At 43.7% G+C, this 26,548-nt stretch carries 22 protein-coding genes and 1 pseudogene; 14 read left to right on the top strand and 9 right to left on the bottom strand.

Translation table 11 applies throughout. The features are described from left to right. Positions 1 to 3 precede the first annotated feature (3 nt). The 3 genes from fliS to GVO63_RS07705 are packed head-to-tail and all read left to right on the top strand — an operon-like array spanning position 4 to position 4,145. Positions 4 to 432 (top strand): flagellar export chaperone FliS, encoded by a 429-nt coding sequence (gene fliS, locus GVO63_RS07715; protein WP_159494968.1) that lies wholly within the window; start codon positions 4 to 6, stop codon positions 430 to 432. Beyond that, entirely contained in the window at positions 429 to 752 is a 324-nt protein-coding gene (locus tag GVO63_RS07710; protein ID WP_159578909.1) for a hypothetical protein, read from the top strand. The genes fliS and GVO63_RS07710 overlap by 4 nt, the downstream gene beginning before the upstream one ends. Before the next feature lie 3 nt (positions 753 to 755). After that, a complete protein-coding gene (locus GVO63_RS07705) occupies positions 756 to 4,145 on the top strand; it encodes a 6-hydroxymethylpterin diphosphokinase MptE-like protein (protein ID WP_159578907.1) in 3,390 nt (1,129 codons plus the stop codon). A 498-nt stretch (positions 4,146 to 4,643) separates the two neighbouring features. On the opposite strand, the gene GVO63_RS07700 is transcribed toward GVO63_RS07705, so the two are convergent. The 9 genes from GVO63_RS07700 to pseB all read right to left on the bottom strand — a co-directional run bounded on the left by GVO63_RS07700 (position 4,644) and on the right by pseB (position 13,734). Continuing rightward, positions 4,644 to 5,696 carry a putative sugar O-methyltransferase gene (locus tag GVO63_RS07700; RefSeq protein ID WP_159494971.1) on the bottom strand — a complete coding sequence of 351 codons (1,053 nt, stop codon included), beginning with the start codon at positions 5,694 to 5,696 and terminating at the stop codon, positions 4,644 to 4,646. A gap of 136 nt (positions 5,697 to 5,832) precedes the next feature. Continuing rightward, positions 5,833 to 7,266 (bottom strand): NAD(P)-binding protein, encoded by a 1,434-nt coding sequence (locus tag GVO63_RS07695; protein ID WP_159578905.1) that lies wholly within the window; start codon positions 7,264 to 7,266, stop codon positions 5,833 to 5,835. Between the two features lie 22 nt (positions 7,267 to 7,288). Then, positions 7,289 to 8,353, bottom strand: coding sequence for a pseudaminic acid synthase (gene pseI / locus GVO63_RS07690; RefSeq protein ID WP_159578903.1), 1,065 nt, complete (start codon positions 8,351 to 8,353; stop codon positions 7,289 to 7,291). After that, positions 8,350 to 9,075: a WbqC family protein gene (locus tag GVO63_RS07685; RefSeq protein WP_159494974.1), complete on the bottom strand. Its 726-nt coding sequence runs from the start codon at positions 9,073 to 9,075 to the stop codon at positions 8,350 to 8,352. The genes pseI and GVO63_RS07685 overlap by 4 nt, the downstream gene beginning before the upstream one ends. 17 nt (positions 9,076 to 9,092) lie before the next feature. Further along, positions 9,093 to 9,716, bottom strand: a complete 624-nt coding sequence (locus GVO63_RS07680) for a methyltransferase (protein WP_159494975.1) — start codon at positions 9,714 to 9,716, stop codon at positions 9,093 to 9,095. 4 nt (positions 9,717 to 9,720) lie between these two features. Continuing rightward, entirely contained in the window at positions 9,721 to 10,791 is a 1,071-nt protein-coding gene (locus GVO63_RS07675) for a hypothetical protein (RefSeq protein WP_159578901.1), read from the bottom strand. Positions 10,792 to 10,825: 34 nt separating this feature from the next. Next, positions 10,826 to 11,515 carry a pseudaminic acid cytidylyltransferase gene (gene pseF / locus GVO63_RS07670; protein ID WP_159578899.1) on the bottom strand — a complete coding sequence of 230 codons (690 nt, stop codon included), beginning with the start codon at positions 11,513 to 11,515 and terminating at the stop codon, positions 10,826 to 10,828. 45 nt (positions 11,516 to 11,560) lie between these two features. Then, positions 11,561 to 12,736, bottom strand: coding sequence for a UDP-4-amino-4,6-dideoxy-N-acetyl-beta-L-altrosamine transaminase (pseC, locus tag GVO63_RS07665; RefSeq protein ID WP_159578897.1), 1,176 nt, complete (start codon positions 12,734 to 12,736; stop codon positions 11,561 to 11,563). Next, a complete protein-coding gene (gene pseB / locus GVO63_RS07660) occupies positions 12,733 to 13,734 on the bottom strand; it encodes a UDP-N-acetylglucosamine 4,6-dehydratase (inverting) (RefSeq protein WP_159494979.1) in 1,002 nt (333 codons plus the stop codon). The genes pseC and pseB overlap by 4 nt, the downstream gene beginning before the upstream one ends. A 232-nt stretch (positions 13,735 to 13,966) precedes the next feature. Here pseB and GVO63_RS07655 point away from each other — a divergent pair, with 232 nt between their 5' ends. The 11 genes and pseudogenes from GVO63_RS07655 to GVO63_RS07605 form a co-directional block, all read left to right on the top strand. Further along, positions 13,967 to 14,767 (top strand): flagellin, encoded by an 801-nt coding sequence (locus tag GVO63_RS07655; protein ID WP_159578895.1) that lies wholly within the window; start codon positions 13,967 to 13,969, stop codon positions 14,765 to 14,767. 162 nt (positions 14,768 to 14,929) lie between these two features. Continuing rightward, positions 14,930 to 16,393, top strand: a complete 1,464-nt coding sequence (locus GVO63_RS07650; RefSeq protein ID WP_159578893.1) for a sigma-54 dependent transcriptional regulator — start codon at positions 14,930 to 14,932, stop codon at positions 16,391 to 16,393. Positions 16,394 to 16,527: 134 nt separating this feature from the next. Further along, on the top strand, positions 16,528 to 17,670 hold the full coding sequence (locus GVO63_RS07645; protein ID WP_159578891.1) for a PAS domain-containing sensor histidine kinase: 1,143 nt from the start codon (positions 16,528 to 16,530) through the stop codon (positions 17,668 to 17,670). 16 nt (positions 17,671 to 17,686) lie between these two features. After that, the gene (locus GVO63_RS07640) at positions 17,687 to 19,024 is read left to right on the top strand and encodes a sigma-54 dependent transcriptional regulator (RefSeq protein ID WP_159578889.1); all 1,338 of its coding nucleotides are present in this window, start codon (positions 17,687 to 17,689) and stop codon (positions 19,022 to 19,024) included. A 430-nt stretch (positions 19,025 to 19,454) separates the two neighbouring features. Next, positions 19,455 to 19,790 (top strand): flagellar hook-basal body complex protein FliE, encoded by a 336-nt coding sequence (gene fliE / locus GVO63_RS07635; protein WP_159495021.1) that lies wholly within the window; start codon positions 19,455 to 19,457, stop codon positions 19,788 to 19,790. Positions 19,791 to 19,802: 12 nt separating this feature from the next. Further along, entirely contained in the window at positions 19,803 to 21,497 is a 1,695-nt protein-coding gene (fliF, locus tag GVO63_RS07630; protein ID WP_159495022.1) for a flagellar basal-body MS-ring/collar protein FliF, read from the top strand. A gap of 12 nt (positions 21,498 to 21,509) precedes the next feature. Then, on the top strand, positions 21,510 to 22,550 hold the full coding sequence (gene fliG / locus GVO63_RS07625; RefSeq protein WP_159578887.1) for a flagellar motor switch protein FliG: 1,041 nt from the start codon (positions 21,510 to 21,512) through the stop codon (positions 22,548 to 22,550). 54 nt (positions 22,551 to 22,604) lie between these two features. Further along, positions 22,605 to 23,387, top strand: coding sequence for a flagellar assembly protein FliH (gene fliH / locus GVO63_RS07620; protein ID WP_159578885.1), 783 nt, complete (start codon positions 22,605 to 22,607; stop codon positions 23,385 to 23,387). Further along, positions 23,380 to 24,714, top strand: coding sequence for a flagellar protein export ATPase FliI (fliI, locus tag GVO63_RS07615; RefSeq protein ID WP_159578883.1), 1,335 nt, complete (start codon positions 23,380 to 23,382; stop codon positions 24,712 to 24,714). The genes fliH and fliI overlap by 8 nt, the downstream gene beginning before the upstream one ends. A 59-nt stretch (positions 24,715 to 24,773) precedes the next feature. Beyond that, positions 24,774 to 25,220 carry a flagellar export protein FliJ gene (gene fliJ / locus GVO63_RS07610; protein ID WP_159495026.1) on the top strand — a complete coding sequence of 149 codons (447 nt, stop codon included), beginning with the start codon at positions 24,774 to 24,776 and terminating at the stop codon, positions 25,218 to 25,220. 351 nt (positions 25,221 to 25,571) lie between these two features. Further along, positions 25,572 to 26,548, top strand: a pseudogene (locus GVO63_RS07605) (flagellar hook-length control protein FliK); the annotation flags it as partial.

Below are 26,548 nucleotides of genomic sequence, written 5' to 3'. Positions count from 1 at the left end.
GATATGTCACTTAAAGGTATCAATGCGTACCGCAAAGGTAACTTAAAACAAGACGTGGCTAGTGCTGATCCGCATAAGCTTACTTTAATGTTGCTTCAGGGAGCATTAGATAGGATCGCTTACGCCAAAGGTGCAATGGAGCGCGGAGAGTTTGCATCTAAAAGCGAACTTATTTCAAAGGTGAGTGCAATACTTCTTCACTTACGCGATACCTTAGATATGGAAGCAGGCGGAGAAGTTTCGCAAAATCTCTTTGCTCTGTACGATTATATGATTACAAGAATAGGCGATGCTCACGTACAGAATGACTTGAATATTTTAGATGAAGTATCTAATCTTCTAACACCAATTCGAGATGCTTGGGTTCAAATTCCAGAAAGCGCAAAAGCTGAGGCTTATGAAAAGCAGCGTCAAAACCGTGAAGCAGTGTGATAATCGATAAAATACCAGAGTTAAACCACTCCTATACTCCCCTTTTTCTCAAAATACTCAATAGGCACATTACCCAATGCCTTAATGATGAAGAAGGGGATAACACATTTCCTGAACTGCTCCGCTGTATTGAAATTCGCCACAAGGTTATCATTCGTGAACTCGAACGCTTATCTGGCGATGAGCGTAAAGAATTTGCTAAAAATGAAAGCGAGATCCAGGCACACTTAGATAAAATGGCAAATAAATTGCTGAAGGCTTACAAAGATAAATTGCTAGAGTTCAAAAGAGCGAAAGCGGCATTAAAGAGATATGAGTAGAAAATGCGCAAAGCCATACAGCTTTTTTTAGATAAAGATGAAGAACACCAAGCCCACATCGAGCACGAGAAAGCCCCTGTTCTCTCGCGTAATGTAGACCTCAGCCTTCTAGCATTCAGACGGAATATGCCGTCAATCTATAGCCTGTTAAACAGAAATCGTCAGCAGAAAACCTCAATATACCTTAATGCTGATGGTGAATTTGACGTAGTTGACTACGGTTCGGGCAACGTTCTGTATGGGGCGAAAATCAATGACTCCATTAAGCGAAGTGTCGAAAGTTTTTTGGCTGCTCCCACATCTTTCTCATTTGCGCCAGAATTAGCCCTTACTCAAAATGACATGAGTTCTCCTAATGATACGCTTGTTATCATGGGGCTTGGACTTGGAGCGCACTTGCCTATGATCATGGCGAGTCACCTCTCTTTAAAACATATTATTATTTATGAGCCAAATATCGACTACCTGGTGTGCTCTCTTTACACCGGTGTTTGGCTAACCATTTTTGAACTAGCAAAGCGCAATAATATAGCTATTTATCTACAAATTGAAAAAAATGGTGAGTCGCTATTCAAAGATTTTTCTGAGTTCTATGAACATGTCAGTAGAGATAAGGCCTTTATTTATTTCCACTATCACTCAGACGCGTTCGACGGCATATATAACGCGTTAAAAAACACGGATTGGGTGCTGAGTAAAACCAGTACGTTATACAATCAGAAAAGGTCCTTTTTGGATTACATTGTCCCGTGGCCGCCCATTGTCAATCCTAGAGAATGGAACGAATCGAATCTCAATACCGCACTTTTTGCGTCAAATATTTCCGCCTTAGAGCATTACTTCCCCTCTATAGCTGCAGAGTTTGCTGACTATGAAACCTCTCATTGGGACGTGGTCGCCAATGAGAGTGGATTGGTGAACCTCGCTCATAAAAAAACGGGAAGTTTTCTCTACACGAGCAACCCTCAGGATGACTCCGATAGCGTAATTGATATGTTTAAGACAAACCCTAACCGTGATGGGTTGGTGTTGAGTTATACGGGTGGAAAATTGAAGCGATATTTCCACTATCAAACGGTTCTGCGAGTCCAGCAAGAAATGAAGAATATGGCAGAGGCGCAAGGTGCGCTGCCTGCAGTGATCAAATCTTTGATAATGTTTGGATTAGGGCAGGGCCTGCAACTCAAAAAGCTACTTGATGAATACGATGTTGAGAAACTGTTTTTAGTCGAACCTAACAGAGACTTTTTTTACGCATCACTTTTTTCGATTGATTGGGCGACGATTTTACAAAAGATTGACGAAAAGGAAGGCCGTCTATATTTAAACATCGGCGACGATGGAACACACCTAGGTAAAGATATATTGCGGCAGTTCCAAACTATTGGTACTTACAACTTAACGAACACTTATTTGTTGAAGGGGTATGACAATAGTTTATTAGAACCCGCGATTAATAAGCTTCGTGAGGAGCTGCGTTTAATCGTAGCCATGGGTGATTATTTTGAGCATTCAAGGTATGGCGTAGCGCACACCAAGTGGGCATTAGAGAATAAGGTACGGTTATTGTCTGAGCTTGATGACAAAAATCGCCATAAACTTTTAGATGCTGTTCCGGTACTGGTTGTTGGCAATGGGCCGTCACTGGATAATCTAATGCCTCTACTTCATGAAGAAAAGGAGCGAGCGATAATCATCAGCTGCGGCACCGCACTTCAAGCACTCCACAAAAACGGAATTGTTCCTGACTTTCATGCTGAGGTTGAACAGAATCGGTCGACATTCGATTGGAGTACACGTATTGAAGATCCTGAATACCTCAAAAAGGTACGTTTAATTAGTTGTAATGGTATCCACCCCGACACGATCAAGCTTTATAAAGATGCTTACTTGGCGCTAAAAACGGGCGAGGCTGCAAGCTTAATGATGAGTGCCTTGTTTCCCGAGCAAGCCTTCGCGGGTTTAAAAACTTCATATCCAACGGTGTCTAATTTTGTTGTCAATTTAATCTGTGAAATCGGTTTTAGAGAAGTGTATCTCTTTGGCGTTGATATGGGGTTTGTGGATATCAACCATCATCACTCGAAATCATCGGGATATTACCAAGCTAACGGAAAAGAACTCTATAGCTATCAACAAGAATACAATGCCTCCCTTATCGTTGAGGGCAATCTTCGGCCTTATGTAAATACAAAGTACGAGTTTAAAATGTCGAAGACCATAATGGAGCAAACCATAGCGGCTTATGACACCGAATTCTATAATTTAAATGATGGCGCTAAGATTGAAGGGGCGCGCGCACTACATAAAGAAAATGTCATCATCTCATCAAGTATTGAACAGAAGCGTGAGCTAATCGATTGGATTGAACGCGAAGCTTACGCGCTGGTTGATAAAGAGCTCTTTATTTCGCGCTATAACGAAAAGCATAAGCTTGAAAGCCTTCTTGAAGGCTTACAAAATCTACGTGCTATTGCTCAGCAAAAAATCGATTCTATAGAAGCGGCAGAAAAGTGTATTGATGAAATACGAATGGTGCTTATAGACGCTTATCATAGCGGATGTGCAACCTTGTTCTATTACATGAATGGCTCGGTCAACTATATTAATAGCGTACTCAATAAAATACTTAATTTCGAAGACCAAGATATGGTATTCGATGTGTTCGAAAGGACGTTAGGGTACTGGGAGGTATTTTTAGACGATGCAATTGATAGTATGACCCTTGCACCTTATGAACTTGATTTCGTAACAAGTTTTCCGCTAGAAAGACAGCGCGCCGCACTCAACTATTATTTCTCCCAAAATAAAATTATTGTTGATAGTGTTAGTTCAAAAGAAGCATTAACGTTGATGGGGACAACATTGTCGCTGCCTTTAGGAAAGAGCGCGGATGCGAGTAATACGGTATTTATTGAGCGATTTAAAAATCTAAAAACCGTGAAGGCAAGTGAAAAGCAATGTCTCATTGTTAGCGAATATGAAGATCTTCATCAATTTCTTGAAAATCCGTCGCAGCTAGATAATAAAGTGGTTGTTTTCGTTCCGTCACTCTTTGAATCCTTATCCTGGGGGGATGAGTATCGCTCCTCCGAAGAATACAGCTTCTACATTGCTGTACTTGCTTCAACGTGTCGCGACGAAATAAAGTTTGTTTTGCCCAAAATCCCTAGTGAACTTCCAAGTAGCGAAGTTATTAGTAAGTTCGATTTAGCTTGTTTTGATGATTTCTATATCTATGATTGCCACAACTTTATAGCATTTAGTGCATCGCCACTTTCTGAGAGCGCGTTAGTCACTGGGTCGGGTGATCGGTTGCGGTATCTTCCCACTTTACGCGATGAAAACTTTGCTACGATTGAAATACTGGTCAGTAAAAGCAAAGTTAAATAGTTTTTGAATCAGGTATCTAGGGCTTGCTGCCCTTTACGGTATCATTTTTGTTCTAAGACGAACCCAAAGGGCACTGTTTATACGTTATGCTGCATTATCGCCCACTTATGTAGAGAAACTACACTACATGGACTCTGCCTTGCCTAAATGACGCTCAATTCACTGTATAAATATACAGCAAAAGTCAGCAGCGCCTAGAGAAGACGGTTTGAAGGGACAGCGAATAGTTAAAAAGACACTGTGGTTTAACAACCCGATTGCGATTTACTTATCAAACCTCAAATGGTGGAGCAATGTATATCATTTACTGTTGTGGGTAATTATCTATGCGTACTGGTATTAAAGATGTTTCAGCGCTATTAAGCACAAGTAAGCCTGCATGAAAAGTGGTTGTGGCGGCATCAAAATACAAGAATCAGTACATTACGTTCGAAACGGCGACACTTGAGTTCAAGCGTCGCTTGCTTGGCACAAAATAGAGAGCGTGAGACTATGAAATTACGCTTTTCTTTTGAGCAACAACAGCTCTGAATGAAACCCGTCAATGGTTTTTAACCCGAAGGGGCGAACATTACTGGCCACTAACTCATAATTAGGTAGCATTCTGCCATAGTCATCGGTGAATATCGGATCTTTCACTCCAAAACCATGGGTTTTGATGCTTTGCTTACCTTCTCGTATATTTCTCAACAATACCCATTTTGCTTCGACTCTATCAATATGATTTAGATAGTTCTGTACAATTTCTGGTTCCATTTCTTGAAATGAAATGAAGTTAACAAATAAGTCAATCGGCTCATTGAGCTCCTCAATCTGCCACGCGCCAAATACATTTAGGTTGCGTGCATTTGAGACCACATCACGAGGTGTTTCACTTCGGAAAAAACCACCCACATTGTCTTTACCAAATACTTCTGACAGATAGTACTCTGCCACATTTAGAGTAGGAGCAATATCAAAGTCTAGGTATCGTATTTTATCGTTCGTTTTAACTAATACCTCTCCAAGCGTGCCATAGCCTCCGCCAATTTCTACGACGGTGCGTATATCGCTAAGCGGTGTATATTGGTTTAAGAAACATAGGCCGAGTAAATAATTAAGTGCGGAGCGACTATACCAGTTCCCATCGAAATCAAAATGTTCGATGGGATCACCCACTTTGCTTTCTGAGAAGTGCATTAAATTTGATTTGTTGTGAACGGAATGGCTGGCAAGTAAAACTCGATAGTCAGCTTCAGCTTGGCTTCTTCCTGAGAGCATTGCAGTCAAGGTTTGTTGTTGTTTTTCAGACAGCATTCCAGTGCCTAACATTGGCTGAATGAGCGCTTCGCTCGGTTTGCCTAGTCCATTCCCCGGATAGCCATAAGTGGGCACGAAGTAAGACAAAGGAAGCTGGGCGCGGCGAAAGTTGCTAATTCCCTCTTTTTTTATGTTATCAAATATCTCGATGCATGCACCGGCCCAAAAATCTGTGGGTTGATACAGCGTTGATTGCTTTTTCATCTCGTCAAAAGCAGATCTACACATTTGTTCAAAAGCATGTCGTTCCATAGTTAACCTTTTCTACGCTAGCGTTAAGTTCAATCTAGTTGAAAGTTATTAACCTTAGCGATATTAGTGAATATGAGTTACACCGTCTCGTCTTGAGTGTCTCGCACGGTATAGATTTCGAATATAAAAACGAAAATTACGATGATAAATTTGATACAGCCTGTCGAGACTTATCGATGTTATCTTCGTTGTGGTCGTCAAAATTTCTTTCAAAATATTGATTAAGCTTGCACTTCGCTTCTTTCAAAACGTCGGCCATAAAAAAGGCCGTACCTGAGGCTTTGCCTAGAGTCACTACGTTTGCTATTTTTGTTTCAACCAATTTCTCTTGTTCTCCCATTTCCTTTTTAAATGCCGGAGTCAAAACTGGAAACCCACTCGAAGCCGCTAAAACGTGAGTGAGTGAAGGGCGGCTTGTTACAGGCATGATGCCCATGTCGTAAAGTTCCTGACAAATGCTCTCACGTGATGGAGCTGGCGCTTCAATATCATGCATCACTTCAACGGTTACTCGGTGTTCATCAGTCGTTGTTTTTGCAAGATTGCTATAAAGCGTTACACGAAAACTAGAAAACGCGGGGTCGTGAACGTTGACATAATTCGACGAGATTTTAGGTGGATCGGGAAATACGAAATGATAAAGGGAAGAGGTACGAAATATTGGGCGTGTCGATGGCATATACGTCAATTTTGCTGATCGAATAAGCATAATAAGTGGGGCTGTCCAAACAAGCAGGTTACAATCGATACGTTGTCCTGAAGACAAAACGACACTTTTAATAACCCTGTCGCCAGTCATGTTGACTTCGCTAATGCCTGTCTGTGTGTATATGTTAACACCACACTTTTCTAAGTTGGCGACCAAACTGTCGATCCAAACACGAATGCCTTTATCTCCTTTGGGATAAATATTCTTGAATGGCGAGAGTCCCTCTTCCTGAGATGCAAAGGCAAGAATTTCATCTAGACGAGGTGAACCCTTAAGTTTTCGCATAAGTTCACCGTCGCCTAATATTAAGCGCTGAAGCCCAATAATCTTATGGCTATCGGTTGCCATCTCCGATAGACACGCGCCAAAACGCTTGTTCATCAGAGGCGCAAAAAAGTTTTTGGTTAGGTTTGGGCCGTAGGTAGCATCAAGCTGCGACTTCAGTGAATCAAAATTTTGTTCGTGGTATCTCGTATCATTATTTTCTTGTGTAAGCTCTAAAAGCTGTTGAGCAAGTTGCGTATTAGTTTTGCTACCTAAAAATGGATTTGGAGAATCTGTGTAGAGTGTATTGAAAGGCCCAACATTAGCCGCATTGATATTTTGAAACTGCCAATAGTCAGATAAGTTTATTGAAGAAAACAGGAGTGCATCTATATCAGAGTCTCCGGTATACCGAGGCACGTGGGTTCCATAGTCAAACCAATGGCCTTCGATTTTCGTCGATGACAGTAAGCCACCCAGCTGCTCACTTTTTTCCACTAAGGAAATATGCGCGTTAGGATATTTTGTCTTCGCAAGTAGGGCAGAATAAATTCCTGCAATACCACTTCCAACGATAACCACTGATTGACATGTCATAATACTACCTCACGAATTTAGCTTATTCGATGAAAGAAGCTGGAAGCGCGGTACCCCGCTTGAGGGATATGCGACTTTCTTTGCCCAATACAGTTTCATAGTGTTCAGGCGAAAGTCCGAAACCCGGCCTAATAATGCGAATGTTTTCTCTGGTTAAAAGCTCGCCCTCTTTAATGTCTTTGACAACATAGATTGAGCGACGGTAGTTCCGGCTGGCTTTTTCACCATCAGAGGGGGCTTTTTGAACCGTCCCCAACGCCTCAAAGCCATTCTTGACCAGGTCAACCATTTGCTTAAACTCGCTTGGCTTCATAGAAAAGTGGCTATCAACTCCCTCGTGTCCATCTAGACACAAGTGCTTTTCGATGACGCGTGCGCCGAGGGCCGTAGCAGCTACCGGTGAAGCTGCACCTAAAGTATGGTCTGATAGTCCTGTAAAACAGTGATGTTTTTCACGCATGTAAGGTATTGTCTTTAAGTTGGCATCTTCATACTTGGCTGGGTAAGCACTGGTGCATTTGAGCAAAACGACTTTATCATTTCCTTGTTCTCTTACAGTACTCATCGCGGCTTCAATTTCCTTTTCTGTAGCCATCCCTGTAGACATTATTATGAGTTTTTGCGTAGATGCGACTTTTTTAATTAGGGGGATATCCGTTAATTCAAACGAGGCAATTTTATAAATCTCATTATCAAGAGACTCTAGAAAGTCGACAGCAGTTTCATCAAAGGGGGTAGAAAATGGGATCATGCCATGTTCCTTGCACTTATCGTAGATCGGTTTATGCCATTCCCACGGTGTACTGGCCTCTGAGTACAAGTCATAGAGTGTTCGCTTTTCCCACTTATCACCGGTTCCTGTCACTAAGAAGTCGGGCTCATTAGAGTCAATAGTCATGGTGTCAGCGGTGTAGGTCTGCAGTTTGAATGCATCAGCGCCCGCCTTTGCAGCCTCTTCAACCAAACGCAATGCGACGTCTATCGAGTTGTTATGGTTACCTGATAACTCAGCGACTATAAAAGGGGCATCTTCGTCACTGATGGTATAGTTTGAGAGCTCAATAGGTTTAAGTTTTGTGCCGTTCATGGGTGTCCTACGATATGCTGCTTGGTTGCTTTCCATCCAATATTTGCCACTGCATCAACGATACTTAAATGGCTTACAAAACCACTGGCGTGATATTGTGGATAGGGTGTTGGACGAAAGTCTTGATAGGTAACGCTATGTAGCGCGTTTTGTAATATGCCTTCAGCTTCAATATAGTCCTGTGACCCCCTTGGGCTAAGGTAATGATTAGCGTTGACTGACTGACATATTTTTAAAAGATGATGTGACTTTTTACCGTCACAGCGAAGCGAAGACGCCTTGACGAAATTTGCATTGAAGCCGAGTAGTTTTGAAATGCTGCTGATTATATGCTGATTAAAAAGTGACAATTTATCTGAAGGCGCATGTTCAACGATTGATAGCAATTCGGAGCAATCATTAAAAAAAGGGGTTTTTGCATAGTTGTATGTGATCGTTTTTATTAGCTTATTTTTCCATTCTGAATTCTGGCTAATATCAACATCGCAGATCAGTGTATCTCTACTCGTTTTCTGAATAGGACATGAAACCCAGTTTACCGTTTGCCCCGTGAACAGTCTATTTCTAGTCTGCCATGACCTCTTATCTAATTGAACGTCATCAAGAAAAACAAATGTATCTACTTTGCTTATAAGATTGAAATACCCCAACCACGGTAAAAAAGTCGGCTGCATTATCGCGCACGATGTGTCTTGTTTGACGGGGTGAGTTGATATAGTCATCGTGATATGGCGCTCTACTAAAACCCTTGTTTATACGCGTAAATGGTAAATTCAAAAGGTATAGAATGAGACTTAACATCGTAATCATGTCTTAACGTCACATAGGGAGATAAGTTGCGTTTGCAATAATCAAACAGGCTCAAGGGGTCATGGTAATGAAGATGGGTATCTTGATAATCTACATAAGTCGACAATGCATTAAATGCTATTCCTTTTTTACAGGTCCGCCACATTGCATTAAGGGTGTTTTCAGTAAAGGCAGCATTATCCTCCATCTTATTATTCAGCATGCCGCTTAGAACGACATAGTCGGTCTCAATACTGGTGTTATCCTTGTTGACATCAAAGGTATAAAAAGAAGCGTTCTGGTCAGCATCATATTGGTCTTTCGCGCTGTGTATAAAATCCTCGACAAAATCGTAACCATGATAGGGGATATCGCCAAATCGCTCGCGGACAAGTGGTAATATGTCGGCTAAACCACAGCCCATATCGCTGATACTTGTCATTGAATCGGCAACATCAAGAAGAATTTCAAAGCGTTTTATCTGACTTTCTTTCGAAGAGTATTGAACAGAAACATGATCTCTTCCATGCTGTTTAAATAGATTACTGTAGTGCTCTTTAATCTTATCACTCACCAGTTTACTCCTGAGCATAGTGTTCATCAAAAATCGCCGCCGCGGTTCTTGCAGTGGCATTATCTTCAAAGTGTGTGCATGACGCCTGAACGAGATGTTTGCGCTGTTTCAACGCTTTATCGGCTGTTTCAATTAATTCTTGAGATGACCAGTTAAACGCAGAACGGTCTTTTTCTTCGACCTCATTTGCTAAGCTTATACTACGCACTGCCGTTGCAGCGCTTCCCACTGCATAACACAGGTTAGCATCCTGAAACGCCAGCGTTTCTGCGTATTGTTCAGGCGTTTGGGCAACCACAATATTTGGAATCCCACAATACGCACTTTCATATTTGATTAATCCACCTCCAGACACGACAAGATCAGCTTTTTCATAAAGTGACGCCATATCTTGAGTTCTAATTATATGTTGATAGCGCTTAATGTTTGTTAAAGAAGAATAAGCGCCTAACAACGTTACGGCATATTGTTTGTTTAGCGATAATAGGTCGGCGATATGAGGACCTATTGACAGCCTATCATGTCCTCCAATTGCTATAAGCACATTGGATATTTCCCTTGCCTTTTCGGCTTGAGATAGATGTATTTTTCGGACTCTGTCTAATGCGTTATTACACAAAAAATATCGTGGGCCTAACAGTTGTTGTTTTGCGGTGTACTTATATCGGTTTGCCGCAACAGTAAAATTTATTATCGTGTCTACGCTTGATTGAGAGGTATCACCGAAGTCATCAATAACACAGACTTTAAACTGTTGGTGCAATTTTTTTGTATGCTCTTCTGTCAGTTTATAAGTGTCACATAAAACCGCACGGGCAGACAGTGATAGGGTTTGCGCTATTGCACCGTCTATATCCACGGCATCAACTTTGAAATAGCCTCTATCACTCAATAACTCAGAAAGTGAAGCGTCGAAGTTTCCGACCCAGTAACTTGAAATTCCATATATCGTTCTCAACGCGTCCACTAAGTGCAAACATCGAAAAAAATGCCCAAAACCTACGTCGCTATTTGCTTCACACACAACGATTAAACGGCTAGTCGATGCTGCCCCTGTACTTTTGAAGGTTGTCATAAGTGTCGATCTTCACACTAAACTGATTGACGTTTCAATCGCTTGAAACACTAATCTTATAAAGTCGCTCGGCATAGTCCCAATCTTCGGGGGTATCAATATCCTGGGATTTCCATCGCGATAACTCATATACACTGGCTCGAGTGGAGTACACGACCCTTTCTTCCTGAAAAGCGTCTTTTCGTCCCCAATAGAACATGCCAGCATCGTGAAATGTATGGGTTAATTCCTGTGAACGCTTATTGAGGTTACTCTCGAATAACATTGCAAGTTCGTTTCTTTCGTTAAAGTAAAGGGCGCGTTGGATCGGTGAGGCGTAGGAAACAACAGAAAAAATGTAATCTTTGTCGGTGGTTATCCATTGAGAATATGCAGCATCAATATCGAATGAACTGATCAATGGAGCAGCAGGATAAATTAGGCAAACATTTTCTATGACATGATTCAGCGATAATTGAGACAACGCATGCGAAATAACTGGCATTGTCGGCGTATCGTCTTGGGCAAGAGAAGCGGGACGTAAAAAAGGCGTTTTAGCCCCGTATTGTTGCGCTATTTCGGCTATTTTTTCGCTGTCAGTAGAGACAATCACTTCGTCAATGGCGTCAGATGCTAGCGCTTGCTCAATCGAGTAAGCAATTATAGGCTTTCCGGCAAAGTGTTTGATATTCTTATGTGGTATGCGTTTACTGCCGGCTCTTGCTGGTATTATCGCTACGTTCATGGTGCAAAGCTCTTGTTTTAGCTTCTTTGATGTTTAGGGTATTGCCTAAAGCTCAGATGCTATTTTGTCTACTAACGTAGTTAAGTTATCGGTAACGAATTCAATTTCTGAAGGTGTTAGTTTTGGATACAAAGGTAGTGTTATGGCTTCCTGGTAGTACCGCTGCGCATTCGGCAAACAGTAATCTTGCGGTAACCTTGAACGATAGTAGGGCTGCAAGTGAATGGGAATGTAGTGAACGTGCGCGAAAATTCCCTCTGACCTCAAAGACTCGACCATGTATTTGTGTTGAGGTTGATTAATACCGTCAATACGTACTACGTATAAGTGATAACTACTATATACATCAGGCGCTATCGCCAAAGGGCTGATTAGGGCGTTCTTTGCCAATTGTTTATTGTACATCAACGCGAGTGAGTTTCGCGCACTTACAAAGTGGTCTAATTTGGAAAGCTGACTCGTGCCTAATGCTGCTTCAACGTCATTCATTCTATAGTTAAAACCTAAGTCGGTCTGTTCATAATACCAAGGACCGTCAGGCGTATTTAACATTTGGCTGGAATCACTTGTTATTCCATGGCTACGTAACTGCATCATTTTACGCGCTAATTTTTCGTGAGGCGTCAATGCCATTCCACCTTCCATAGTGGTGATTATCTTCACAGGATGAAAACTGAACACACAAATGTCAGCGTATTCACACCGTCCGACCGGCATATTTTCGAAAGCGCCGCCAATGGCATGAGATGCATCTTCAATGACTTTAAAACCATATTCTTTTGCCAGCGTATGAATGGTTCTCATATCACATGACTGCCCCGCGAAGTGGACGGGTATCACTACTTTGGGAAGCGTATTGTTCGCTCTAGCATAAACCAGCTTCTCTTCTAGAGCCTCCACACACATGTTGCCATTCTCTAGCGAAATATCGACAAAATCTACGCTAGCGCCACAATAGACAGCACAATTTGCTGACGCGACGAAGGAGTTAGGTGACGTCCACACAATATCATCTTGCCCTACATCCAGAGCCAGACAAGCGAGATGCAATGCTGATGTAGCACTGTTAACTGCGACAGCGTGATTTACACCGCAGTAGTCGGCGACCGCGCTTTCAAATTTAGGAACGCAAGGGCCCTGGGTTAGCCAATCTGATTTTAAGGCGGAGATAACCGCTTCTATATCTTTGTCATCGATATCTTGTCGGCCATAAGGAATCACTTCGCGGATGCTCCGTTAAATTTCACTATTTCTTCGATTGAAAGAAAGTGTGGGTTAGTGTCTGAAACATACTCGAAGCCCTCTGAGACGGTTCTACCGTGCTCATTTAACGCATTTGACGTGAAATTATTACTCCGATGGAAAAAGCGTATTGCCGGCGCGATAACAAAATGATCATCATATTCGAATGTATGAAATGCCATGTCTCCTGGACACATCATTTCATGAAGCTTTTCACCAGGGCGAATACCCACAATCTTGATTGGAATGTGTGGCGCCATGGCTTTCGCTAGGTCGGTTATTCTGATGGAAGGAATTTTGGGAACAAATATTTCTCCACCAAGCATTCGTTCAAAGTTTTTGAGTACGAAGTCAACACCCTGTTGGAGGGTAATCCAAAAACGCGTCATATCCTGATGTGTAACAGGGATATGATCTGTACCTTCTTCAATAAGCTTCTCGAAGAAGGGGACAACAGAGCCTCGAGAACCCACAACATTTCCATATCGCACCACGGAAAAGCGAGGTTTGTCGGCCCCAACCATGTTATTTGCCGCGACAAATAATTTGTCTGATGCAAGCTTTGTTGCACCATATAAATTCACCGGGTTTGCCGCTTTATCTGTTGAAAGTGCTATGACTTTTTCTACGCCGTTGTCGATTGCTGCGTTAATTACATTTTCGGCACCATCAATATTGGTACGTATACACTCGGTCGGATTATATTCTGCTGCGGGAACTTGTTTCATGGCTGCGGCGTGAATGACAAAGTCTACGCCCTGCATTGCGCGCGCTAGTCTGTCTTTGTCACGAACATCGCCGATAAAATAACGCATACAAGGCGCGTTGAACTTTTGCTGCATTTCAAATTGCTTTAATTCATCGCGAGAATATATGATTAAGCGCTTTGGTTTATAGCGTGATAACAATGTTTCAGTGTACTTATGACCAAATGACCCTGTACCACCCGTTATCAAAATAGATTTGCCGTCGAACATGTTCCGCCCGCTTTTTTTATGGTTGTAAATTAAATATACCATGTGTCGGCAGTATTGCCATAAACCATTAGTTTTTAAAGAGTCTCTGCTGCTTAAGCTAACCAATATCTGGTCTTAATTTTTTACGTTTCTTAATAAGTATATTAAACGATACATCCGATAGAAACGCCCACTCGCGTTTTGATTGCCTATTTACTATACTATAGAAAGAGTAATTGGAGAGGATTTGGTAATGATCAAAGTTGGTTCTGATTCTGGAAATTTGCCACTTGGCCAGATTCAAGAAAAGCAGAATAATCTGCTTGAAAAGCTGGCTTCTGGTAAAAAAGTTAACAATGCTCTCGACGATGCAGCAGCCCAGCAAATCATCGACCGGTTAACTTCAGAAGTAGAAGGCAACCGCCAGGCTATTAATAACGTTTACGACGGAATTTCAGTGGCGCAGGTTGCAGAGGGTGGTTTAGGCAGCATCAATGACGATGTAAACCGCATTCGCGAACTTACCTTACAATCTGGTAATGGTGTTTTGAGCAGTGGCGATCGCCGTGCTATCCAATCTGAAATAACACAGCTACAAGAGAATATCTCCCAAACCATTGAGCAAACGAATTTTGCCGGCAAGCCGTTACTATCTGAAAATGGTTCACTTGAATTCCAGTCAGGTTCAAGTGCGGGTCAATCGATAAGTGTGAACACACAAGATATTGCGTCTCAATTGAATGATGTGCTGTCTATTGATATTACGTCAGGAACCAGTATTGAAGATGCGTTAGGAGCGACTGATGCAGCCATCGAAACATTGGGCAGTGCGCGCGGCGATTTAGGTGCCACACAAAACCGATTTGAAAGTGCGGCGCGTTCTTTGACGCAATCGAATGTAAATACCGCAGAAGCGCGCAGCCGCATTCAAGACTTAGATTTTGCCCAAGCAGCGTCAGAACGCGCATCCAACGATGTGTTGGGGCAAGCGGCGCTTACCATCCAAGCGCAAGCTAATCAGCAACAAGGGCAGGTTTTGTCTTTACTGAGCTAGGTAATGCTAACCGATTTCATCACTATTAATCGAAAGAAGCAGGGTAACCTGCTTTTTTTATTGATACATTTCCCAAATCAGCGGTTGCGCTGCGATCTTTTGTCGTTACAATTTAGAAATGCGCTAAACTGTAAATAATAACAAAGCGTCCTCGGGGAATTGATGAAGAACATTTTGCTGGTTAGTGACAACCAGGAACTTATTCAAAACTTAGAAACTATCGTTACCTTCATGGGAGAATCGTGTCAATCGCGAGGCTTCAGTGAATGCGAGCGTTATTTGTTAGACAGCGGTGCTGACGCAGTTCTTATTGAACATACTTCTTCAACCACAGTAAGCAGCTTAGTTGAAAAGTTTCCACATATACCGTTTGTTGCACTGGTTGAAAACAACAGTCAAGCGACGGCGAATTGCAACTTAGTTAGTGTTATTGCGACACCCCTAACGTATCCTGTTTTAACTCAGGCTATTCACCGTTGTCAGGAATATTCTCGGCGTAAACCTAGCTTGTCTCGCTCCGCGGGTACAAAAACGCGTTTGTTCAGAAGTCTTATCGGTAAAAGTGAACAAATTCAAATTGTTCGCCGCTTGGTAGAGCAAGTTGCCCCTACGGACGCCACCGTATTGATTTTAGGTGAATCTGGTACGGGTAAAGAAGTCGTAGCTCGCAATGTCCACTTTTTATCAGAGCGGAAAGACGGTCCGTTTATTCCCGTTAACTGCGGCGCTATTCCCGGTGAACTGTTAGAAAGTGAGTTGTTTGGGCATGAAAAAGGGGCGTTTACCGGCGCAATCAGCGCGCGCAAAGGCCGTTTTGAGTTAGCGGAAGGCGGGACATTATTTCTTGATGAGATCGGCGATATGCCGCTTCAGATGCAGGTCAAGTTATTGCGCGTGTTACAAGAGCGCACGTACGAGCGAGTAGGGGGGAACAAGCCCCTTCAGTGTGACGTTCGCATTATTGCCGCGACCCACCGTAATTTGGAAACCATGATCAGTGAAGACAAGTTTCGTGAGGATTTGTATTATCGCCTTAATGTTTTCCCAATAGACAGTCCTGCGTTAAGGCAAAGAAAGGAAGATATTCCCTTACTACTACAAGAGTTGAACAGTCGAATTCAAGGCGATGGCGTTGACGCTGTACGTTTTACTGAGCAAGCTATTGCGTCACTTATGGAGCATGACTGGGCTGGTAACGTTAGAGAGCTTTCGAACTTAGTTGAGCGTTTAACTATTCTTTACCCCGGGCAAATTGTAGACATCGCTGACTTGCCCGAAAAGTATCAGTACGGTGATGTGCAAGCTTACGAACCTGATTACCCTGAGGAAATTCTTGAGCGTGAAGCATTCAATGAGTTGTTTGCAGAAGCGGCCGCGCATGAGTCCGACGAAGAAATAGATCAATCAAGTCATCAACCGTTCAACGGTATGGTATCTTCTGAACTCCCTGAAGAAGGGGTTAATCTTAAAGAGTACCTTTCAGAACTTGAAGTCAACCTTATTCGACAAGCACTGGACAATCAAGAGTGGGTAGTAGCGCGCGCGGCCGATAAACTTGGAATGCGACGAACCACCCTTGTTGAAAAAATGCGAAAGTACGATATTCAACGGACCGAAGATGCGTAATGTCAGTTAATTGACGTTACGTTTATCTTCTGAAATTGCTATATCTTTTTGAAAAATATGCCAATTTTGAGTTGGCATGCCTCCTGCTTTAACCAAGTCATAGTTAACAACGTCTGCAATTTGACGAGGGTTATATGGCTTTTGACAGCTCACCACATTCTACTGATTACACAACGTCAGCCTATGCACTTAACGGTGTCGACTCGGCAATGTCTCGTGATGATTATCCTGTCTCGGGTAGTGATGATATTGAATCATTGCGATTGCAGGCAAGCCGATTAGAGCATTTACTTCAAGTAATGCCTGCTGGCGTCATTGTTATTGACGGAAAAGGCATTGTTCGTCAAGCGAACGAGCAAGCAAAAGCCCTGTTAGGAGAGCCTCTAGAAGAGGAAGTCTGGCGCAGTATTATTACGCGTTCATTCAAGCCCAGAGCTGATGACGGTCACGAAGTCTCGCTGGTTGACGGTAGGCGAGTAAAGCTTTCTATTACGCCATTAGAAAACGAGCCTGGTCAATTAATTGTGATTACTGACCTGACGGAAACCCGTCAACTGCAAGCGCGAGTGAGCCATATGCAGCGCTTGTCTTCTCTTGGAAAAATGGTGGCATCACTGGCGCACCAGATACGCACGCCGCTCTCTGCTGCTATGCTTTACGCCTCTAATTTAACGCGCAAAGGTTTAGGGGAAGCGTCCCAAACACAATTTGCAAATAAACTTACTGACCGACTTAAAGAGTTAGAAAGCCAAGTTAACGATATGCTGCTTTTTGCAAAATCCGGCGAGGAGCAGGTGGTCAGTACTATTAATTTAAGTGAACTGCTCGCTTCAGTTGAAGGCAGTGCGTTAACTATGACAACACAGGCACAGCAATCACTTTTGTTCTCAGGGTTTGAACAAAATGTTTCTCTGACGGGTAATCTAACCGCGCTTCAAGGTGCGTTATTGAACCTAATTCATAATGCCAGTCAAGTTACGGCGAAAGGTGAATGTATAGTTGTCAACGCATCGCTGAATAATGAATGCTTGAACATTGCCATTATTGACAAAGGGCCTGGCGTCCCAGACTCGCTAAAAAACAAGATATTTGAGCCGTTTTTTACAACTAAAACACACGGTACAGGTTTGGGGCTAGCCGTCGTTAAATCGGTAGTCAATGCGCACAACGGTAATCTTTATGTCTCGAACATACCACATGGTGGTGCCTGCTTCAGCGTCTCTTTACCGTGTAAAGCCCATACTCAATCGTCAAACACATTGACTCACGTAGCGTAAGTCATAGGAGAAAATCATGTCTAAAACTACTATTCTTATTGTTGAAGATGATGCAGGTTTACGCGAAGCACTCCTTGACACATTGTTGCTTGGTAACTACGACGTAGTAGAAGCTGACTGCGCTGAACAGGCGCTTTTGGTGCTCTCATCGCAATCTGTCGATTTGGTGGTAAGCGATATTCAAATGGGCGAAATGAGTGGGCTTTCACTCTTAAAAAATATCAAAGCAAAATACCCCAATTTGCCTGTGCTGTTAATGACAGCATATGCCACTATTGACGATGCCGTACAGGCCATGAGAGATGGTGCGACTGACTACTTATCGAAGCCCTTTGCCCCAGAGGTACTGCTCAATCTAGTGGGGCGTTATGCTCCTGCTCAAAAAATAATATCGCGTACGCCCATCGTTGCAGACCCTTCAAGCCTTAAGCTACTTGAACTTTCTCGTAAAGTCGCGAAATCTGACGCAACAGTAATGGTGATGGGGCCTAGCGGATCAGGGAAGGAAGTCCTTTCTCGCTATATTCATGACCAGTCGCCGCGCAATGACGCGCCGTTCGTCGCAATTAACTGTGCTGCTATTCCTGAGAATATGCTTGAAGCGACGCTGTTTGGTTATGAAAAAGGCGCATTTACCGGCGCTATTCAAGCGTGCCCAGGCAAATTTGAGCAGGCCCAAGACGGAACATTATTGCTTGATGAAATCACCGAAATGGATTTGGCACTACAAGCCAAGCTCCTTCGCGTATTGCAAGAGCGAGAAGTAGAGCGACTTGGTGGCCGTAAAACGGTAAAACTTAACGTCCGCGTAATTGCTACAAGTAACCGAGATCTGCGTAAAGCGGTAGACGCAGGCGAATTCAGAGAAGATCTGTATTACCGTCTAAATGTATTTCCAATAGAGTGGCGACCATTATGTGAGCGTCCAGGAGACATTGTTCCCCTTGCTGAACACCTCGTTCAACGTCACGCCAGTTTACAGGGCTTAGGCACAATACGTTTAAGTGCGTCAGCACGAAATAAACTTTCTCACTATGCCTGGCCGGGCAATGTGCGGGAACTAGAAAATGTGGTTCAACGCGCACTAATTCTTTGTGAAAATAAGGAAATAGATGCCGCAGACCTTATGATCGATGAAGATGTATCCTCATCCATCGAGACTGTTCAAGAGCATGCCGAAGATAATAGGCTGGGTTCTGAGCTCCGTTATCAAGAGCACCAAATTATACTTGATACACTTGTATCGTGTAACGGCAAGCGAAAAGATGTGGCGGAAAAGTTAGGCATCAGCCCACGAACGCTTCGTTATAAGCTTGCTCGCATGCGTGAAGACGGTATCGAAGTACCAGCCTAAGGCTAATGTCTTATACCAGTCCGCATAGATAATAATCCACTCAGCGAAACTTAAAATGTTCGTAATCGCGGCGTGTTACCGCAGGTATAGTGGTTCTACATCAAGGTGACACAACAAAGAGTACGGACACTTTAAACTCGCCCTACGGGAAGGTCTGGCAAGCTTCTGAGTGGGCAATTATCTATGCGGATTGGTATTAATACTCCTCTTCTCTTTACTATTTTACCGTCGCCTCTGCTGTATATTAGGCGGCGGTTTTTTGTTGTCGGTCTCTAGACCAACGTCATTAATTTGGCTTTTTGCCGTTTTATTTTCCTATCCTTATGATTTTAATGGCTTTTAAAAGTTGGCAAGCCACTTGCAAAATCGCTTCTATATTATGTATTTCGCCATCGTTTAGGCGGTTTTCAAAGAAACACTAGGAGTGCGTATGGACGTTAAAGCCAATAGTTTGTATCAAGAAATGCAAAACATGATTGGACAAACTCGTCTTCAAGTTAATGAGCCTCAACAGCAGTCGCTTACCGAGATCAATAGCTCTGCAAGTGATTTCTCGACCATGCTTAAAAATGCAGTGGATGGCGTGAATAATATGCAGCTAGAGTCAAAAGACGTACAGCAACGCTTTGAGATGGGGGATCCCAGTCTCAGCTTAGCCCAGGTAATGTTAACTAAAGAGAAATCAGGCATTGCCTTTGAAGCGACAGTTCAAGTGCGTAACAAAGTACTTGAAGCCTATAAAACAATAATGAATATGCCGGTGTAGGTGGAGTAGGTTATGGCTGAAGCAACAGGTACAAACCTAACGGTTCCTGATCAAAATCAAGCGGTGGATAACGAGCCGGAAAATAAGTCCGGCTTCATGGATACGTTAGGCAGCGCTGACATGATGCGTCAAATGGCGATGGTCGTTGTGCTTGTTATCTGTGTGGCCATCGCGATTTTTATTTTTATGTGGTCTCAGGAGCCAGATTATCGCCCCCTTGCGAAAATGGAAACACAAGAGCTTATCGAAACCCTTGATTACATGGACGCCAATCAAATTGAATACAAGCTTGAGGGGAATATTGTTTACGTAAGAAGCGATGAATTTCAAAATATCCGCCTGGGTATGACTCGACAAGGGTTAACCAAAGCCTCTGATGCAGGCACCGATATTATCATGCAAGATATGGGCTTCGGCGTTAGTCAACGTGTTGAAATGGAGCGTTTAAAACACGCAAGAGAGCAACAGATTGCTGCCACTATCGAAGATATCGCCAGTATTCAAAAGGCACGAGTTTTATTGGCTATGCCAAAAGAAAACGTATTTGCACGAAGAGAAAAGAAAGCGTCTGCGACGGTTGTGCTTACCGCTAAACGAGGTGCGGTTATCGCTGGTGAAGAAGTGGATGCAGTTGTCGATATCGTTGCTTCTGCAGTGCAAAACATGGAACCGTCAAAAGTAACGGTCACAGACAGTAATGGCCGTTTGCTTAACTCAGGTTCACAAGACTCATTAAGTTCTCGCGCTCGAAAAGAGTATGAGATTGAGCGTCAGCGCGAGCAAGAATACTTAGAGAAAATCGACGCGATTCTTATCCCAGTTCTTGGTATTGGAAATTATACCGCCCAAGCTGACGTGGCAATGGATTTCACTGCCATGGAGCAAACCCAGCGCAGCTATAACCCAGACCTTCCTGCTGTAAGAAGCGAGATGATTGTTGAAGAAAATAGCGTGGGCGGTGGCGTCGGCGGAATTCCGGGTGCGTTATCAAACCAACCTCCACTTGATTCAAATATCCCTGAGAATGCCGGTGGTGGTAACCAGCCAAGCATGCCAGGTCGTACAGCGAAAGAGTCGACCCGAAATTATGAACTCGACACCACGATTAGTCATACGAAAAAACAAACTGGCGTTATAAGAAGACTGAGCGTGTCTGTTGCTGTTGACTATACTCAAGTGGCAGGTGAAGACGGAACGATGACGCCAACACCGCGCAAACAGGAAGAGATCCTGAACATTCGCAGACTGCTTCAGGGGGGCATTGGTTTTGATGTTACCCGTGGTGATTCGCTAGAGGTAGTGAGTGTACCCTTTACTCGAATGGATACAGGTGAAACTGAAGATGCGCCGCTTTGGGAGCAGCCAGGTTTTCTCCCCATTCTTAAGCTAGTGGTTGGTGGCTTAGTTATAATAGTACTTATCATCTTTGTGATTCGTCCCATGCTGCGCCGTCTCATCAATCCTGATGAGTCTAACGAGGCTGATGAATTTGATGCAGATGAAGGTCTTGATTTAGGTGACGACACCATTAGCATGCTAACGTCTGACTTCGATGAAGGTCAGGTGGGCTTTGCGCCAGACGGCTCGCTTATGTTGCCAGACCTTCATAAAGATGAAGATGTGCTTAAAGCTGTGCGCGCCCTTGTGGCTAACGAACCTGAATTATCAGCCCAAGTAGTTAAGGGTTGGTTAATGCAAGACGAGTAGTGAGATAAGATTATGGCCGAAGAACTAGCCAATGTTGCAGAACCGTCATATGACGTCAGTAAATTAGAGGGCGTAGAGAAAGCAGCCATCTTGTTGCTGAGTTTATCTGAGGAAGACGCAGCACAGATATTAAAGCACCTAGAGCCAAAGCAAGTGCAGAAACTTGGTGCTGAAATGGCGAAAGTGGATGATATGACGCAAACAAAGATCACGTCAGTTCATAAGCACTTTATTGAAGAAATTCAGAACTACAGCACAATAGGTTTCCAAAGCCAAGATTTTGTGAAGCGAGCCCTGACTGCTGCACTTGGTGAAGATAAAGCGGCAAATCTTATCGATCAAATCCTAATGGGCAGCGGCGCTAAGGGTCTAGATTCACTCAAGTGGATGGACTCAAAACAAGTGGCTAGCATAATTCGAAACGAGCACCCCCAGATTCAAACGATTGTTTTGTCTTACTTAGAGCCTGAGCAAAGTGCTGAAATTTTGGCGCAGTTCCCAGAGAAAGTACGATTAGATCTGTTGATGCGTATTGCTAACCTGGAAGAAGTTCAGCCAGCAGCACTGCAAGAGCTTAATGAGATTATGGAGAAGCAGTTTGCGGGTCAAGCCGGAGCGCAAGCAGCGAAAATGGGCGGCTTGAAGTCAGCAGCGAACATTATGAACTACCTGGATACGGCGATCGAAGGTCAGCTTATGGATGCCATCCGCGAGCAAGACGAAGAAATGAGTCAACAAATTCAAGATCTTATGTTTGTGTTCGACAATCTAGTTGATGTAGACGACAAAGGTATTCAGGCAATATTGCGAGAGGTTCAGCAAGATGCTCTACTCAAAGCAATCAAAGGTGCCGACGAAGAACTTAAAGATAAAATTATGCGCAATATGTCTAAACGCGCTGCTGAAATGCTTGCCGATGACTTGGAAGCACTTGGTCCGGTGCGTATTAGCGAAGTTGAAACGGCACAAAAAGAAATTCTTTCTGTGGCCCGTCGACTTTCTGACTCAGGTGAAATTATGCTTGGTGGGGGCGGCGGAGAAGAGTTCCTGTAAACCTATGACAGGAACAGCTTTGCGCACCACAACCCATTGAGCCTAGGTAAACATATGACCGGTAACAAAAGTTTCAGTGAAAACGAGATAAACGAGGCTAAGAAGTGGGATCTGCCCTTTGTCGATGATCCTTCGTCATCAAGGGAAAATGAGCCAACCAACGCACTTAACAAACGTTCTGATTGGAAATACGAACCTCCCGAAATAGAAGAGGAAATAAAGCCACCTACTGCTGAAGAAATTGAAGCGATCAGACAAGCAGCATTTGATGAAGGATATCAAGAAGGTAAAGAAAAAGGCTTTGAAGAAGGAAAGGAGGAAGGACGTGAAGCGGGGTTAGCCGAGGGAAAAGAAAAGGGATATGCAGAAGGCCTAGAGCAGGGCTTAGACGAAGGACGTCAACAGATGGCAACGCAAGCCGAGGCATGGCAGATGCTTGCTGAGAAACTCCACGATCCGCTTTCTCAAGCGAATGACGCCACGCGTGACCAGCTCGTAAAACTAGCGGTTACCCTTGCTAAAGCAGTGATTAAGACAGAAGTAAGTACTAATCAACACGTCATTCTTCAAGCATTGAGCGAAGGCATTAAAGCGTTGCCTATCAATCAAGCCGGCTATCAGATTCATATGAACCCTGAGGATATTTCGCTGGTTAAAGCACATTTTGGTGAAGAAGAAGTTGCTAACAAAGGATGGAATCTTATCGAAGCGCCAGCCATGGAACGTGGCGGATGTGACATAACGACCACTCAAAATGCAGTAGATGTATCAATTGAACGTCGCTGCCGTGATGTCATTGATAAATTTTTATTAAACCAAGGGCTATCTGATGACTAGCCCTTGGCACAATCATTTTGAAGCGTTGACGAAACACGTCACTTCACCGCCTATCGTTGCAGCCGGAAAACTTGTCAGAGGTATTGGTTTAACGCTTGAGGCTGTAGGTTGCCAATTGCCCGTGGGTAGCCAATGTCTAGTTCAAACCATTGAAGGCGAAATAGAAGCTGAAGTCGTTGGTTTTGGTGATGATATTACTTACCTCATGCCTACTGAAGCTGTCCGAGGAATTGTACCTGGAAGTCGTGTTATGCCGCTTAATCGTCAAAGCGGGTTACCCGTAGGGATGGGGCTGCTGGGACGCGTCGTAGATGGAAACGGCCAGCCACTTGACGGACTTGGCGAAATCGATGCAGAAGCGCGGGCTCCAACGACACGTCCACCCATGAATCCGCTTATACGACGCCCTATTAATACCCCCATGGATGTGGGGGTAAGGGCTATCAACGCACTGAATACAGTTGGTGTGGGGCAGCGCATGGGACTTTTCGCTGGAAGTGGCGTAGGTAAAAGCGTTTTACTTGGCATGATGACGCGAGGCTGTGAAGCTGACGTGGTGGTGGTCGGCTTGGTCGGCGAGCGTGGACGAGAAGTAAAAGAATTTATTCATGAAATACTGACTGAAGAAGAGCGAAAGCGCGCCGTAGTGGTCGCTGCACCGGCTGATACTTCGCCATTGATGCGGTTAAAAGGTTGCGAAACGGCGGTGACAATTGCTGAGTATTTTCGTGACAAAGGCATGAATGTCCTATTACTCATTGACTCACTTACCCGCTATGCCATGGCGCAGCGTGAGATAGCGCTGGCAGTGGGTGAGCCGCCAGCAACAAAAGGGTATCCACCTTCCGTATTTGCGCGTCTTCCCGCCCTGGTCGAACGAGCGGGGAATGGCAGCGAAAGGCAGGGCTCTATCACTGCGTTTTATACTGTATTAACGGAAGGGGATGATTTACAAGATCCCATCGCCGATGCAGCAAGGGCAATTTTAGATGGCCATGTGGTCTTATCGCGTGCGCTTGCCGATAGCGGTCATTACCCCGCTATTGATATCGAAGCGTCTATTAGTCGTGTTATGCCTATGGTAGTCAGTGAAGAACATCAGCTGATGGCGCGCCGTATTAGGCAGGTCTATTCCAACTACAAACAAAACCAAGATCTTATATCGATAGGTGCGTACGCTAAAGGCTCAGATCCTCGCATCGATTTAGCTATTCGTGCAGAGCCAGCCATTAACGCTTTTCTCCAACAAGGCATGAAGCAAGTTTTGCCTTACGATGAAAGTCTAGAAGGCATGGCAGCACTAGCGAAAGGTTTAGGGCACGGGTAAATTGATATGGCATCTAGCACTTTGCCTCGGTAGTAACATAATTAGCTAAAGGAAACGTCATGTCTCAACAACTTGTTCGACTGGCTGAGTTTGAACGTGAAAAAGAACAGAGAGAAGCGCGTTATTTTCAACAGGCTCAGCAAAATGTTAATCAGCAAAAGCAAAAGTTAACAAGTCTTGAGCAATACCGAATTGATTATATAAAAGGTATCCAACAAACTGGGCAAGCTGGCGTTACCGCAACCTATTACCAGCAGCATTTGTCTTTTGTCGGCAAGCTGGACAAAGCCTGTGAGCAGCAAATGCAAGTTATCGCGCGTGCTCAAATGGCAGCCGATCAGCGCAAACAAATGTGGCTGAAACAACAGCAAAAGGTTAAAGCCGTGACTTTACTGCTAGACAAGAAAAATTTAGCTGAAAAGAAAAAAGAAGCAAAAGCAGAGCAGGCCATGATGGATGAATTTGCCACCCAACGATTTTTCAGAGCCAAACGCTCACCATTCTAAATAATTAATCCAGCCTTGAGCCACTTTGGCTCAACCCTTGCAAAACCTTCATACAATGTATCAACGCAGCGCCATTGTTTAGTCATAGTCATAATGGTTTATCAGCAATTCTTTAAGTTTTAATACGTAATACAGATTAAGACATGCGGCCCTCAGCAGGCATAAGCCTTAAAGAAGAACGATAGCGATATAGGCTACTCAGTTAAAGCTAAGTGATTGTTATGTATAAAGCGTTGATGGGTTTGCGATTAACTTCGCTTCAAGTATCTCAAGATGATACCAAGCGAGTTAGACGCATCACATAGCGTCTTCTTGGTGAAAGACGATTAAAATGTAGGACGGTAGGACAATATGCAACAAGTTGCCGCACATAAAACAGACATTGCCGCATTACCTTTTTCTGCTTCGAGCACGGCCAAAGCCGTTGAGACAGGGATTGGTACACAGCAAGAAACGAGCAGTGAAAACAACCAAGCATTTAATCGACTCTATCAAGAAGCGAAAACGAGCAAAGCGGATTTTGTATTAAATGATAATGAAGCCCAGCGCTCTCAGTCTCGGAACGTAAACCGTTCAGACGGCACTCATGCAAGCTCTCAAGCATCTAGTGAAACGGTGAAACGCGGGAAAGACCGAGATGCGGGTCATACTGATTTACCTGTTCAGGACGATTTGCCAGTAAGCAAAAACAAAGAGGATGCGTCTGCTGAACTAACAGCGAGACGTTCAAACGAGAATCGGGATGAATCGGCATTATCAAAAAACACGCATGTTAGTGCTGACGAGGAAACTACTGGTCTAGCGGTGGATGATGCAGCAGGTAACGTTGAGCAAAAGAGCGTAAATGACATAGAGTTCATCATTGGCGAAGGTGGCAAAAAAGATGCCCAGGCAGGCGTTATTGCCGCGCCAGGCACGCCTGACGAAAAGTCGAGCATAAATGAGAGAGAGCCAGACTGGGTCGCCTACGTTGAAACTGTTGCTAACCGTTTGGGAAAAAGTGAACAACCCTCAGACAATTCTGATGCAGGAATGAACAATCGCATCTCAGTAGTTGCTGGCGAGGCGGTTAACGTTATTTCTGTAAAGGAAAATGGAAAACTTTGGAAACTCCCTGATGATGTTAATGCGAGCGACGCGTCATCGGTCATGGCTCATCTATTGTCTCAGCTAGACAGCGAAAATAATAAGGGTGAGATAGCGTTTGAGTCCCTGTCGTCTGACGCGCAACAGACACTGAGTGCATTAACGTCGTTGTTGCTTGGAGAGAGTGCTAGAAAACAGCAGGCGAGCGACGATAGCGATGCGAATACTCAGCTTTCAAACGT

Origin of the sequence: Alteromonas sp. KUL106, assembly GCF_009811415.1 — a bacterium.
In the GTDB taxonomy this organism is placed as follows: domain Bacteria; phylum Pseudomonadota; class Gammaproteobacteria; order Enterobacterales; family Alteromonadaceae; genus Alteromonas.
This window is presented reverse-complemented; position numbering and strand designations above follow the sequence as displayed.

What these genes read in the sequence shown, in the direction of transcription:
- fliS (WP_159494968.1), top strand. Translation starts at nt 4, where the DNA reads ATGTCACTTAAAGGTATCAATGCGTACCGCAAAGGTAACTTAAAACAA.
- GVO63_RS07705 (WP_159578907.1), top strand. Translation starts at nt 756, where the DNA reads ATGCGCAAAGCCATACAGCTTTTTTTAGATAAAGATGAAGAACACCAA.
- GVO63_RS07700 (WP_159494971.1), bottom strand. Translation starts at nt 5,696, where the DNA reads ATGGAACGACATGCTTTTGAACAAATGTGTAGATCTGCTTTTGACGAG.
- GVO63_RS07695 (WP_159578905.1), bottom strand. Translation starts at nt 7,266, where the DNA reads ATGACATGTCAATCAGTGGTTATCGTTGGAAGTGGTATTGCAGGAATT.
- pseI (WP_159578903.1), bottom strand. Translation starts at nt 8,353, where the DNA reads ATGAACGGCACAAAACTTAAACCTATTGAGCTCTCAAACTATACCATC.
- GVO63_RS07685 (WP_159494974.1), bottom strand. Translation starts at nt 9,075, where the DNA reads ATGACTATATCAACTCACCCCGTCAAACAAGACACATCGTGCGCGATA.
- GVO63_RS07675 (WP_159578901.1), bottom strand. Translation starts at nt 10,791, where the DNA reads ATGACAACCTTCAAAAGTACAGGGGCAGCATCGACTAGCCGTTTAATC.
- pseF (WP_159578899.1), bottom strand. Translation starts at nt 11,515, where the DNA reads ATGAACGTAGCGATAATACCAGCAAGAGCCGGCAGTAAACGCATACCA.
- pseB (WP_159494979.1), bottom strand. Translation starts at nt 13,734, where the DNA reads ATGTTCGACGGCAAATCTATTTTGATAACGGGTGGTACAGGGTCATTT.
- GVO63_RS07655 (WP_159578895.1), top strand. Translation starts at nt 13,967, where the DNA reads ATGATCAAAGTTGGTTCTGATTCTGGAAATTTGCCACTTGGCCAGATT.
- GVO63_RS07650 (WP_159578893.1), top strand. Translation starts at nt 14,930, where the DNA reads ATGAAGAACATTTTGCTGGTTAGTGACAACCAGGAACTTATTCAAAAC.
- GVO63_RS07645 (WP_159578891.1), top strand. Translation starts at nt 16,528, where the DNA reads ATGGCTTTTGACAGCTCACCACATTCTACTGATTACACAACGTCAGCC.
- GVO63_RS07640 (WP_159578889.1), top strand. Translation starts at nt 17,687, where the DNA reads ATGTCTAAAACTACTATTCTTATTGTTGAAGATGATGCAGGTTTACGC.
- fliE (WP_159495021.1), top strand. Translation starts at nt 19,455, where the DNA reads ATGGACGTTAAAGCCAATAGTTTGTATCAAGAAATGCAAAACATGATT.
- fliF (WP_159495022.1), top strand. Translation starts at nt 19,803, where the DNA reads ATGGCTGAAGCAACAGGTACAAACCTAACGGTTCCTGATCAAAATCAA.
- fliG (WP_159578887.1), top strand. Translation starts at nt 21,510, where the DNA reads ATGGCCGAAGAACTAGCCAATGTTGCAGAACCGTCATATGACGTCAGT.
- fliH (WP_159578885.1), top strand. Translation starts at nt 22,605, where the DNA reads ATGACCGGTAACAAAAGTTTCAGTGAAAACGAGATAAACGAGGCTAAG.
- fliI (WP_159578883.1), top strand. Translation starts at nt 23,380, where the DNA reads ATGACTAGCCCTTGGCACAATCATTTTGAAGCGTTGACGAAACACGTC.
- fliJ (WP_159495026.1), top strand. Translation starts at nt 24,774, where the DNA reads ATGTCTCAACAACTTGTTCGACTGGCTGAGTTTGAACGTGAAAAAGAA.